The sequence below is a fragment of the Agreia sp. Leaf335 genome, from assembly GCF_001423605.1.
Taxonomy (GTDB): Bacteria; Actinomycetota; Actinomycetes; order Actinomycetales; family Microbacteriaceae; genus Agreia.
The window spans coordinates 67,284-79,538 of record NZ_LMOQ01000004.1 but is presented as its reverse complement, the minus strand read 5'-3'; the positions used below and the strand labels follow the sequence as shown (position 1 = coordinate 79,538).

The 12,255-nt window shown below is 61.2% G+C and carries 11 protein-coding genes; 3 read left to right on the top strand and 8 right to left on the bottom strand.

All coding sequences use genetic code 11. The annotated features are described in order from the left end of the window. Positions 1–963: a D-alanine--D-alanine ligase family protein gene (locus ASF79_RS14885; RefSeq protein WP_055856348.1), complete on the top strand. Its 963-nt coding sequence runs from the start codon at positions 1–3 to the stop codon at positions 961–963. 118 nt (positions 964–1,081) lie between these two features. On the opposite strand, the gene ASF79_RS14880 is transcribed toward ASF79_RS14885, so the two are convergent. The 8 genes from ASF79_RS14880 to rpmH form a co-directional block, all read right to left on the bottom strand. Then, a complete protein-coding gene (locus ASF79_RS14880) occupies positions 1,082–2,062 on the bottom strand; it encodes a ParB/RepB/Spo0J family partition protein (protein WP_055782904.1) in 981 nt (326 codons plus the stop codon). After that, positions 2,052–2,978, bottom strand: a complete 927-nt coding sequence (locus ASF79_RS14875) for a ParA family protein (protein WP_055856345.1) — start codon at positions 2,976–2,978, stop codon at positions 2,052–2,054. Before ASF79_RS14875 ends, ASF79_RS14880 begins: the two co-directional genes overlap by 11 nt. Before the next feature lie 2,836 nt (positions 2,979–5,814). Continuing rightward, positions 5,815–6,444: a 16S rRNA (guanine(527)-N(7))-methyltransferase RsmG gene (rsmG, locus tag ASF79_RS14860; protein ID WP_200933590.1), complete on the bottom strand. Its 630-nt coding sequence runs from the start codon at positions 6,442–6,444 to the stop codon at positions 5,815–5,817. Positions 6,445–6,488: 44 nt separating this feature from the next. Beyond that, on the bottom strand, positions 6,489–6,986 hold the full coding sequence (locus ASF79_RS14855; RefSeq protein WP_055783223.1) for a Jag family protein: 498 nt from the start codon (positions 6,984–6,986) through the stop codon (positions 6,489–6,491). An 86-nt stretch (positions 6,987–7,072) separates the two neighbouring features. Then, complete coding sequence (gene yidC, locus ASF79_RS14850) at positions 7,073–8,032, bottom strand: membrane protein insertase YidC (protein ID WP_055856331.1); 960 nt, start codon at positions 8,030–8,032, stop codon at positions 7,073–7,075. Positions 8,033–8,037: 5 nt separating this feature from the next. Continuing rightward, entirely contained in the window at positions 8,038–8,379 is a 342-nt protein-coding gene (yidD, locus tag ASF79_RS17205; protein WP_082466439.1) for a membrane protein insertion efficiency factor YidD, read from the bottom strand. Next, on the bottom strand, positions 8,376–8,729 hold the full coding sequence (gene rnpA, locus ASF79_RS14845) for a ribonuclease P protein component (protein WP_082495952.1): 354 nt from the start codon (positions 8,727–8,729) through the stop codon (positions 8,376–8,378). The genes yidD and rnpA overlap by 4 nt, the downstream gene beginning before the upstream one ends. A 19-nt stretch (positions 8,730–8,748) precedes the next feature. Further along, on the bottom strand, positions 8,749–8,886 hold the full coding sequence (gene rpmH, locus ASF79_RS17200) for a 50S ribosomal protein L34 (protein WP_010204566.1): 138 nt from the start codon (positions 8,884–8,886) through the stop codon (positions 8,749–8,751). Between the two features lie 339 nt (positions 8,887–9,225). Between rpmH and dnaA the strand changes: the two genes are divergently transcribed. Together dnaA and dnaN are read left to right on the top strand one after the other, a co-directional pair. After that, positions 9,226–10,659 (top strand): chromosomal replication initiator protein DnaA, encoded by a 1,434-nt coding sequence (gene dnaA, locus ASF79_RS14840; protein ID WP_055783226.1) that lies wholly within the window; start codon positions 9,226–9,228, stop codon positions 10,657–10,659. A gap of 392 nt (positions 10,660–11,051) precedes the next feature. After that, a complete protein-coding gene (gene dnaN / locus ASF79_RS14835) occupies positions 11,052–12,197 on the top strand; it encodes a DNA polymerase III subunit beta (protein WP_055782917.1) in 1,146 nt (381 codons plus the stop codon). Positions 12,198–12,255: the final 58 nt, after the last annotated feature.

Sequence of the window (12,255 nt, the reverse complement as noted above, 5' to 3'; positions counted from 1 at the left end):
ATGAATACCGTGACCTCTCGTACCGTCGTTGTTCTGGCCGGAGGCATCTCGCACGAGCGCGACGTCTCTCTTCGCTCGGGCCGTCGCGTGGCCGACGGCCTGCTCGATCGCGGACACACCGTGATTCTGCGCGAGCCGGATGCCACACTACTGTCCTATCTCGAATCCAACCAACCCGACGTGGTCTGGCCCGCCCTGCACGGCGCCAGCGGAGAAGACGGCGCCCTGCGAGCTCTTCTCGACGCCCTCGACATCACCTACGTGGGATCCCAGCCGGGCTCCAGCAGGCTCGCATGGCACAAGCCCACGGCCAAGGTCATCGTCTCGCGCGCCGGATTCTCCACGCCCGAGTCCATCACCCTTCCGCGTGACACCTTCCGTGAGCTCGGCTCCGCGCAGGTGCTCGACCGCGTCGCCAGCCAGTTCGGAACCGACCTCGTGGTGAAGCCCGCTCAGGGTGGCTCAGCTCAGGGCGTCTCGATGGTCGCCGACACCGACGACCTGCGTCGCGGTGTCGTGGAGGCGTACACCTATGGAGACGTCGCCCTCATCGAACGACGCGTTTCGGGTACCGAGATCTCGATCGGCATCATCGACACCGGCGACGGTCCCTTCGCGTTGCCCGCCGTCGAGATTGAACCGCGGCTGGGTGTCTATGGCTACGACGCACGCTACAACGCGGGGGAGACGCGCTTCTTCACCCCTGCGCGGCTGTCACCTGAGATCACCGAGTTGGCGCAGTCGACGGCACTCGAGATCCACAACATCCTCGCGCTCCGGCACATCTCGCGCGTCGACCTCATCATCGACGATGACGGTGTCGTCTGGTTCCTCGAGGCCAATGTCTTGCCGGGCCTGACCGAGACTTCGCTAGTTCCCCAGGCTATCCAAGCTGCGGGACTCAACCTCGGAGAGGTGTACGAGGCGTTGGGCGAGAAGGCGATCTCAGACGCGTCTGCGTAGCAAGCAACCCGCATGTTTCACGTGAAACATGCTCCTCAGCCCTAACGACGCAACCCCGATGTTTCACGTGAAACATCGGGGTTTTGCGTATGTGGCGCTACGAGAGCCGCGATCTATGTCAGGGTCGGCCGAAGCCCTTGTCACCCAGTTCGGCGAGGATTCGGTTCAGATCGCCGATCGTCGCGAAGTCGATGACGATCTGGCCCTTGGAACGGCCGAGACTGACTTTGACGCGAGTGTCGAGGCGGTCTCCCAACCGGTCAGCGATCTCATCGAGGTGGCCGCGCTTGGTGCCGGCGACGGTCTTTGCCTTGGCCGGCTTGGGGGCGGCACTCGCCGCTGCCTCCGCCGCGCGCACCGACAGATCTTCGTTCACGATCTTGTCGGCGAGGCGGGTCATCGCCTCTGCATCGCCGGCAGAAAGCACGGCCCGGGCGTGACCAGCGCTCAGAACGCCTGCCGCCACGCGCTTCTGCACAGCAGCGGGCAGACGCAGCAGACGGATGGTGTTGGTGATCTGCGGGCGCGAACGACCGATACGAGTGGCGAGTTCGTCTTGCGTGATGCCGAAATCACTCAGAAGCTGCTGGTACGCGGATGCCTCTTCGAGAGGATTGAGCTCCGATCGGTGCAGGTTCTCGAGCAGAGCATCGCGCAGCATGTTCTCGTCAGCCGTGTCTTTGACGATGGCCGGAATACTCTCGAGGCCGACCTGCCGCGTCGCGCGAAGTCGTCGCTCGCCCATAACGAGCTCGTACGTCGGCCTCTCGCCTGCCACGACAGGGAGTGGACGCACAACAACAGGCTGGAGCACGCCGATCTCGCGGATCGACACGACCAGTTCGGCCAGGTCGTCTTCTTTGAAGACCGCTCGAGGCTGCTTCGCGTTGGGCACGATGTCGGCGGGGTTCAGGTGCGCGAGTCGCGCCCCTGGAACCTCGACGAGATCCGCCTGCGGGGGAGCGGCTGCCTCGCCACGATCGGCGAAGAACACGTCTACCGGACGGACCCCGGGGCGCCCTTCGGAGTCGACGGCGTCGTTCGTCGGGATGAGCGCGCCGATTCCGCGCCCCAGGCCCGTTCTCTTCTTAGTTGCCATCGGTGGGCGCTCCTCTGTCTGCGATCTCGGCTGCGGCCTCGAAATACGAGAGAGCGCCGGGTGAATTGGGGTCGAAGCTGATCACGGTCTGACCATAGCTGGGGGCCTCCGACACCCGCACGGAGCGCGGAATGACGGCGGCAAGAGTCTGATCGGGAAAGTGGCTACGGACGTCTTCCGCCACCTGGAAGGCGAGGCGGGTACGACCGTCGTACATGGTGAGCAGAATCGTCGATACAGCGAGACTGGGATTCAGGTGACGTTCGATCAGCTGGATGTTCTTCAGAAGCTGGCTCAGACCCTCGAGCGCGTAGTACTCGCACTGGATAGGAATGAGTACTTCGTGAGCCGCGACGAACGCGTTGATGGTAAGCAGGCCGAGAGACGGCGGGCAGTCGATGAAAACGTAGTGATATGCGAGCCCTGAGTCGAACGATTCCTGAAGGTAGGTGTCGACGCTCGTGCGGAGACGCTGCTCACGAGCGACCATGGGTACGAGTTCGATCTCGGCACCCGCCAGGTCGATCGTCGCCGGCACGCAGAACAGGGTGTCGAACTCGGGGCTTTTCTGGACGAGATCCGCCATCGGCTCGTCTCGGACAAGTGCGTCATAGACGCTCGGAGTCTCGGCCCGGTGATCGACTCCCAATGCCGTCGACGCATTCCCCTGCGGATCAAGGTCGATGACGAGGACGCGAGCTCCGCTGCGGGCCAGGGCCGCTGCAAGGTTGACGGTCGTCGTGGTCTTGCCCACGCCGCCCTTCTGATTCGCGACGGTGAAGACTCGAGTCGTTTCTGGCAGGGGAACGACTCGCTTCGCGAAGTTGCGCCGTCGATTCGTTAGATCGGCAAGTTCACGAGCCAGGGGTGTCGATGCGTCGAACGACGCGTTCCCACCAATTGGTTCCGTTGACATCCACAAATCCTGACTTGCTGAGTTCCGTTGCGACCCGAAGAAACCCGAGGCCGGGGGAGGGGGTGGAAGACACCGACCCATCACTGACGTGATCGGATGTCGAAACGAAATCGTCCCTAGACCAAAGTACCCGGCGTCGCTGGAAACTCTAAGTTGAGACCGAAATCGGTCCATTTTGGTCGCATTTTCGGCCGATCTGCGTCGATCGAAAATCGCTTAGGATCCGTTTGAACGAACGAAAAGTCGGGACGCGCTCTTGACGAACATGTCGCCGATGCATTAGACGGCTGGTGGTCTGCTCGGCGCATCGAAATCATGCGGCCGCTCGATTGTTTCACGTGAAAAATCATGGTCGAAGAAGCCGACGATCGCTGAGGTGGGTGAGGCGGGCAGGGGGAGAGGAGAGAGGGGACACGTCGTTGAGATGGGTCTTGCTGAGTCGAACAGAACCGCACCGAACAAGAGATCGGTCGGGGTCGGGCTGAACCGACCAATGCCGATCCCGCGAAGAGACTCATTGCGTCGGCTCCTCCACAACCCGACCAGAGTACGAGCATGAGCCCCCACCCTGGAACGACAACAGCAGCCCTGGCCCAACCGCACCCTGTGGCCCAACCTACACTCGGGGCTCGAGCACGCCGACACGCACTCATCCATCGCCGGTCCAGACCGAGGTCCTCTACTGCCGAGCACTCGCGCGACGTTCGCCGCGCGTCGTCGCCCATAACTACGGTGGAGGTCTTCAGACGCGCGTGCCCAGCGTTCGCCACGGTGCCTCCGTGTCTGCACAACGCGGCTCACATATGCTCGTCCAAATCCGAATGAATCACCGACATCCACAACGCGCGCGTCGGTCGACCCGAGAACGGCACGTGAAGCTCCACACGACACGTGACCGCGTTGCCGGCTGTTGCAAGCCGACACTCCTCAGTCAAATCCGCCCTTATCGAGGACCACCATCGATGTGAATCCACGCGCCATGCCCTCGCTTAGGACAAGACCTCGAGCACCTCGAGACACATGACCTCCACTGATACCCCGGCTTCATCCGAGATATCGAGCGATCGGGCTCATGCGAATCCCTGCATCGAGCCGACCTGGACCCGCAATCAGCATGCCCGTGAACGCCCTCAAGTACAAGCGCCGGCCACCTGCGCCTGCTTCTGCCGTCGAAAGAAGAGGGACTGAACTCGAAACGTTTGATCAACCAGACAGGTGCGCTATGCACGCCCTAGTTCTCGTACCATGTGTCCCAATTCGCTCACCCGAAGGCCCGACGCCCGCTGCGCTTCTCTCTCCTCCAGGCCTATCCACCACAACCCACCCACCAACCTCGACACAACAACGACAACGATCCGCGCGCGGTGCGGGCTCACCTGACTCACCTCCTGACGCCGCGTTGCTCACAAGGTGGCTGCGGCGTAGCCTCATCTCGCCCCGTCACCGAGCCCCTCAACACGCGTCACGTGGTCAGCGAAGTGCTTTCAGTTGTGCCCGAGGTGCCCGACCGCCGGACTCGGCATAGTCCGCAGCTCGCACGAAACGCGACGCGGCCTGGAGAAGAAATCAGGTCGAAAGTCGCGGCAGACCAGCGGGCGACGGGATTTCAAAGGTCTATATCGTGGCTTCTCCCGATTCCATCCCGACTATGTCCGCTACATCTCCACAGGCTCCCCTCGTCCCTCTTCCGCTATTCCATACAGACACCCGCTGGCACGAAAAGGTCGAAGAGACCGGCCGCACCGCACTGCCGCTCTCGTCGTGTGTCTTCCACAGCATTTCACGCCGACACCACTTCTTTGTGTGCTGTGGTGTGGTCCGTGAGACGGGGTCGCCAGAACTGGCAACATCGCTGCTGCCCCCGGATATCCGGGAGTCTCGGGGGTTTTTTGGCATCGAGAACGACGATGGGTCGCAGTTCTCACGACGACAGCGCTCCCGGCCGCCGAGTTCACATCCTGTCTGGCGCTGCCGGCGACCGAGTCGCCATCCTGTCTGGCTCTCGCGACCGGAGTGACGCAGCGACGATAACCGCGAACCCGACTTCTGCACGGAACGAGCGCGCAGATCATAAGAACGATGCCTGTCTCAAGGCGATCACCAGCCTGTCGCACCTCGTCGATGATGGCACCCGTGGCACCACAGAGGCGTTCTACACAGCCAGCGTCCATCAATCGGTCGAGGGCCTACTGTGACGCCTGACGCCCGCCCGCCTCAATGAGAAGGTTGCGCTCTAGACGCCGACGTTACCAGCCAAGAAAACTCCTGTTCTCGGCGAACCCGGGCCAGGTGCCGTAGAGAGTCGCCTCAGGCCCGGCCCCGGTTGTAGATCGGCGATGACCCAAGAGCAGCCTCATATTCCGTAACGGTGCCAACGTCTCAGGCTGCGCCAACACCTGCACCGGGCGCCCACACGCCGAGACATCTCACGGTTCCCGTTGCCACAACCTTAGATGGGCTCGACATCCCATACGCTTTTGTCGCGCACGCCCGGCATGTGCCGCAGGTTCGTCTTCCCGGGCACGGGTGTCGTCTCGTCAACAGCCGCCGAAGCAGGCACCGACGCTGACACTGACACAGACACAGACACGGACACGGACACGGACACGGACACGGACACGGACACCGGCATAGCCTCGGAGAGCCGCAGAAGCACGTCCCCACTCGGTGACACCATCCGGCGTTCGTAGCGCGGCGGAGTGGACGCGGCGGTGACAGATCCCCAGCGTGCCCCGGGTCTTCGGATACACAGGAGAGGGAGTTGTGCGCCTCCGGGTGCGGGTCAGCACCAGTTGCATGCGCAACTCGAATGTTTCACGTGAAACATTGCCGAGGGCTACGAAACAGTGGCCCTGATCACACGGGTCGTTTCGGGCAGTACACCCTGGCCCAATTCGACGACTTCGACATCACGCAGTTTGAATCGGCGGATCTGCTTCTCAGCAGCATCGATCTCCTTTGCCGCGTTGATGCCCTTCATCAAGATGAACTCGCCACCAGGAACAACGAGAGGTGCGCACATCGGGATGAGCTTGGAGAAGGCACTCACCGCACGGGCAGTGAGCTGATCGAACCCCTCGGGCAGTCTCACATCTTCGGCTCTGTCACGAAGAACATCGACGTTGTCGAGCTTGAGAGAGCGCACCTGGTCGTTGAGCCACTTGACTCGACGCTCCATCGGCTCGATGAGCGTGAAGTGCACGTCTGGTCGGGCGATCGCCAAGACGAGGCCTGGAAGCCCCGCGCCACTGCCGATGTCTCCGACGGTGCCCTCACGAAGCAGGGGAGCCACAAGAGCGCAGTTGAGTACGTGCCGGGTCCACAGTCGGGGGAGTTCCAAGGGGCCGATGAGCCCATACTCCTCGCCGTGGGTGGCCAGCGCGTTCGTGAACTCTCGCGCGAGTGGGATGCGTTCGCCGAACAGATCGACGGCAACCTCAGGCTCGACCTCGGTGTTCTCAGGAATACTCATAGCACTGACCAGGCCCAGGCGTACGGGGGAGTAGTCGTTCAGCCGCGGCTGATGACGGTGTGCCGATCGCGGCCATCACCCTCAGAAGCCGACACCAGTCCGCGCTCGGCGACGATGTCGTGAACGAGTTTGCGTTCGTACGACGACATGGCTGGCAGTGCTGCAGATTCTTCACCGGCGTCGAGACGAGCAACGGCGGAATCGACGAGACGACCGAGTTCGGCCTGGCGCGCCTCGCGACTGCCACCTACATCGAGAATCAACCGGCTGAAGGCACCGGTCTTCGTCTGAACGGCGAGACGGGTGAGCTCCTGAAGCGCGTTCACCGTGTCGGGCTTGGACAGAACACGGATGTTGCTGTCGCCAGACGCATTGACCGAGATGTAGGCGCGGCCACCACGGGTGTCGATGTCGATATCTCCATCGAGATCGCAGATGTCGAGCAGTTCCTCGATGTAATCGGCCGCGATGTCACCCTCGTCGTCGAGGTTGGCCTCGGGCGTCGAGTCGCTCGTCTCAGCGGGGTCGGTACCCACGGCGGACTTGTCGACGGTGATTGCGTTGTCGAATGCCTCGACGTTGTCGTCGGTCGACACACCCGCGGTCTCGGTTGTCACGTCACTCACTTGGATCCACCCTGCTTCTTGGCTCGGTTCTTGCCGACGGGCTGCTGACGCTGCGTCGTCTTCGGTACTTCGTCTGCGACGGGCTCGTCACTCAGAGGACCGTCCTTGATGACCAGTTTTCCTCGCTTGGCGAGACGGGCTTCGCGCGCGGCGGCCGCCTCACTGCCCGGTGTGGGCATGTTGCGAATGACGAGGAACTGCTGTCCCATCGTCCAGAAGTTCGAGGTCAACCAGTAGAACATCACACCGAGGGGGAAGGCGACACCGGAGAAGATGAACACGACCGGGAGGATGTAGAGCAGGATGCGCTGCTGCTTGAACATCGGGCTGTTCTTGGCCTCGGGCGACTGGTTCTTAGACATGATCTGCAGCTGCGTGATGAACTGCGATGCGGTCATCAGCGCGATCATGGTCACGGCGAAGACGATGACGAGGAAGCTGCCCTCGTTGTTGGCGAGAGTCGCCTTCAGGGGAGCACCGAAGAGATCGGACTCACCGAACGACTTGGCCAGCGCCTCGTTGAGTAGACCGACTCCTCCGCCTGCCTTCTCGTGCTGCGCATCATTCAGAACGGAGAACAGTGAGAAGAAGATGGGCATCTGCAGAAGCAGAGGAAGACACGAACTCAGCGGATTCGTTCCGGTGCGCTTGTATAGTTCCATCGTCTCGCGAGACATGGCCTCACGAGAGAACTGGTCTTTCTTGCCCTTGTACTTGTCTTGGATCTTCTTGAGCTGCGGGGCGACTTCGAGCATCTTGCGCTGGCTCTTGATCTGCTTGACGAAGATCGGAATAAGAGCGGCGCGGATCACCAGCACGAGTCCCACGATCGACAACACCCAGGTGAGGCCATCGTCGGGGTTGAGTCCCACCCACGTCCAGACGTAGTGGAATGCGACCAGAATGAGTTCGACGACCCATTTGATCGGCCAAAGTATGGTGCCGAGGAGATCCAAAGCGACTAGCCCTTTCCGTGGCTACGTGGAACAACGAATCCGAACGGCGTCAGCGCGTATCGGGGGTTTTTGGCCGGCTTCACGTCGTCGATACCGCCGGCTGCCCACGGGTGACAGCGTGCGATGCGCAGGATGCCCAGGCCGACTCCCACAGACAGCCCGCGGTGCTGGATTGCCTGGAGGGTGTACGACGAACACGACGGGTAGTACCGGCACACGTCACCATAAAGAGGCGAGATGACCGCACGGTAACCGCGGAGTAGAAGTACCGCAGCATTGCGTGGGACCAGGAATACGCTGATCAGAACGTATTTCCAAGATATAGAGGAGACAGGAACCGTCGTCATACGAGTGCGGATCCCTTCCGAAGCGATGCGGCCAACTCTTCGCAGAGTACGCCGTAAGGCTGGGATGCGGCTCCCGGTAGAGCACGCACCACCACATCGGTTCCCGGTTTCACCCGATCGAGCATCGTGTAGCTCGCCGCTTTGAGGCGTCGACGCACTCGATTTCTGACCACTGCGACGCCGACTGACTTGGCGACGATGAATCCGAATCGGGGGGCGGCGGGCGCGGTCGGCTCGTTTTTGGGTGCGCGAAGGTACGTCACGGCGTTAGAGGACACAAAACGCGTCCCCCGCCGGACCACGCCGCGATAATCATCGGCGGTCGTGATCCGGTTGGCGTGAGCCAACACAGCGAAACGAGCTCGGCTGCTACGCGGAGAGCTCGGTGCGACCCTTACGGCGACGTGCGCCGAGGATGGCACGGCCTGCGCGGGTACGCATGCGCAAACGGAAGCCGTGCACCTTGGCGCGGCGACGGTTGTTCGGCTGGAAAGTTCTCTTGCTCATGGTGTGTTCTCCGTGGCCCGGACCTCATCGCGTGTGCACGACAGGGAACCGGGAAAGTAAATGCGGGCCGATTGGCCACAAGTCAACTGATTAAACCTACGACCTCGGATGCCAATGGTCAAACTTCCTGGGCACAGAGACAGCTATTATCCACAGACTGTGGAAACTGCCTGTGCATGACACGCGTAGAGTCAATACAGTGAGCTTGCCCCGCTGCATGCCAGCAACTAGCTTAGTTATCCAGTTCGCGGACGCTCGGGCACACTCAACACTTCGGCTCGATTCGCCTAGTTTTCCACAGGCAGAATCGATTTTTTTCATATGTTCGACGGGAGTTCCATGGCGGAGGATGACACCTCGACGGAGGGCCAATGGCGCTCCGTCCTTCAGGCACTGTCCCGTGACGAGCGAATCACTCCGCAACTCCGAGGCTTCTTGGGCCTGGTGGTGCCGAAGGGCATCATGGCCGGTTCGTTCTACCTCGAGGTACCCAACGACTTCACCCGGGACATGCTCGAGCTGAGGGTGCGTCCGTCACTCCTCGCGGCAATAGGCCAGCTCGACTCCGGACTGTCCGTCACGAACTTCTCCGTGGTCGTCAACCCGGAGATCAGCGGGAGCGAGATGGCCGGCCAGGCCGAGGCATCCGAACCGGTCTACATCGAAACGCCGACTGTTCACACGGCCCCGACCCCAGCCCAGGAGACCGTCGGCCCCCCACGCAACAACGACACACGCCTGAACCCAAAATACAGCTTCGACAATTTCGTCATCGGCGGATCGAACCGTTTCGCCCACGCGGCCGCGGTGGCCGTGGCCGAGGCGCCGGCCAAGGCCTACAACCCGCTCTTCATCTACGGAGACTCCGGACTCGGCAAGACCCACCTCCTGCACGCCATCGGTCACTATGCGATGAGCCTGTACCCGGGCGTTCGGGTTCGCTATGTGTCGAGCGAAGAATTCACGAACGACTTCATCAACTCCATCGCCAACAACAGGGGCGCGGCCTTCCATTCGCGGTACCGCGACATCGATCTGCTTCTGATCGACGACATCCAGTTCCTGCAGGGCAAGGCAGAGACGCAGGAAGCGTTCTTCCACACGTTCAATACACTGCACGACCACAACAAGCAGGTCGTCATCACATCCGACCTGCCGCCCAAGGCCCTGACAGGCTTCGAAGACCGGATGCGTACCCGGTTCGAGTGGGGGCTCATCACCGATGTGCAGACTCCCGACCTCGAGACGCGCATCGCGATCCTCAGAAAAAAGGCCCAGAGCGAGAAGCTGCGCGTGCCCGACGACATCCTCGAGTACATGGCCACCAAGGTGTCGTCGAATGTGCGCGAGCTCGAAGGAACACTGATCAGGGTCACGGCCTTCGCGAGCCTCAACAGGACGCCGGTCGACATGCAGCTCGTGCAGACCGTGCTCAAAGACCTCATCACGCTCGATGAAGACAACATCATCGCGCCCGTCGACATCATCAATCACACTGCCGACTACTTCAAGCTCTCGGTCGACGACCTCTACGGCTCCTCTCGTTCCCAGGCGATCGCAACAGCCCGACAGATCGCCATGTACCTGTGCCGAGAGATGACGAGCCTGTCTCTGCCCAAGATCGGTCAACTCTTCGGCGGGCGCGACCACACGACGGTCATGTATGCGAACAACAAGATCGGCAAGCTCATGACCGAGAAGCGGTCGATCTACAACCAGGTCACCGAGATCAGCAACCGCATCAAGCACAATCAGCGTTACAAGGACGTCTGACCCGCCTCGACAGAGTCCATCCCCACAGGACTTTCCACAGCTTGTGCAGAAGCTGTGGATAAGAGGCTTAAAGATGTGAGTCGATCGGCTCGAGCTGTGGACTCGTTCATATCGCGTTCTTCAGCCGGTCGAGTTGTGGATGCACTCCGCACACGATTTCTACATGTCACACCGTTGTAGTTCCCTACGGAAAACTGCAATCCACAGAAGTTATCCACATATCCACAGCGGTTAAGACCATTAACGTTAATTTCACTTAATTAAGCCCCCGACAACCTTTTCGATCGGGCGGCCCCTGAATGACAAGAACGTCTCGACGTTCCCACCACCCGCTAGCATTGAGGCCAATCAGCAACCCATCTCAACTGGCCGATCTCGTATGGAGTGCCTTCGTGAAGTTCCAAGCCAACAGAGACGTCTTCAGCGAAGCCGTCTCCTTCGCCGTCAAGCTGTTGCCTCAGCGAACCACTCTCCCGATCCTCTCCGGAATCCTCATCAAAGCCGATGAAGACGGCCTGACTCTGTCGTCCTTCGACTACGAGGTCTCGGCCCAGACGCAGATCGCCGCAGATGTCGAAGAACCGGGCACGGTACTCGTATCGGGTCGCCTGCTGTCAGATATCGCGAACAAGCTGCCGAATGCACCGGTGCGATTCGCCTCAGAAGATTCCCGCATCACCGTCTCGAGCGGATCGGCCAAGTTCACGCTGCTGAGCATGCCCGTCGAGGAATATCCGAGCCTCCCTCAGATCGGCGAGGAATCAGGCATCCTGCCCGCCGACAAATTCGCTGCTGCCGTGGCTCAGGTGGCTGTCGCCGCATCCCGAGATGATGTGACTCCCGTGATCACCGGTGTGCAACTCGAGGTGTCCGAGAACACGCTGTCGCTGGTGGCGACCGACCGCTACCGCGTCGCTGTGCGCAACATCGATTGGGATTCGGGAGACTCCGGTCTCTCCACGGCGAGTGCACTCGTGCCGGCGAAGACTCTGCAAGAGGTCGGAAAGACCTTCGGCAACGCCGGCACCATCTCGGTCTCGATCACGAACACCGACGATCGAGAGCTCATCGCCTTCCGAGCCGACAAGAAGACCGTCACATCGCTGCTGATCAAGGGCAACTTCCCTCCAGTCAAGCGACTCTTCCCCGAGACCGTCGACAACTACGCGGTCATCAACACCGCAGAGCTGATCGAGTCGACTCGTCGAGTCAGCCTCGTTCTCGAGCGCGAGGCCGCGCTCCGCTTCACCTTCACCATCGACGGTGTCACCCTCGAAGCCATCGGCTCCGAGCAGGCCCAGGCATCCGAATCGATCGACGCGCTTCTCACCGGCTCCGACACCGTCGTCTCGCTGAAACCACAGTTCCTGCTTGATGGTCTGAGTGCCGTGCACTCGGAATACGTTCGGATCTCGTTCACCAAGACCGACAATCCCAACAAGCCGGGCCCCGTGCTCATCACGAGCCAGTCGTCTAAAGACCAGCCCGGCACAGACGACTACAAATACCTGCTGCAGCCGAACCTGTTGCTGCGGTAATTCACCGGATGCCGGCGGCCGGGATCCCGGACGCCCTCACCCACGTCTTTCGTCAAGG

What these genes read in the sequence shown, in the direction of transcription:
- ASF79_RS14880 (WP_055782904.1), bottom strand. Translation starts at nt 2,062, where the DNA reads ATGGCAACTAAGAAGAGAACGGGCCTGGGGCGCGGAATCGGCGCGCTC.
- yidD (WP_082466439.1), bottom strand. Translation starts at nt 8,379, where the DNA reads ATGACGACGGTTCCTGTCTCCTCTATATCTTGGAAATACGTTCTGATC.
- ASF79_RS14885 (WP_055856348.1), top strand. Translation starts at nt 1, where the DNA reads ATGAATACCGTGACCTCTCGTACCGTCGTTGTTCTGGCCGGAGGCATC.
- rpmH (WP_010204566.1), bottom strand. Translation starts at nt 8,886, where the DNA reads ATGAGCAAGAGAACTTTCCAGCCGAACAACCGTCGCCGCGCCAAGGTG.
- dnaA (WP_055783226.1), top strand. Translation starts at nt 9,226, where the DNA reads ATGGCGGAGGATGACACCTCGACGGAGGGCCAATGGCGCTCCGTCCTT.
- ASF79_RS14875 (WP_055856345.1), bottom strand. Translation starts at nt 2,978, where the DNA reads ATGTCAACGGAACCAATTGGTGGGAACGCGTCGTTCGACGCATCGACA.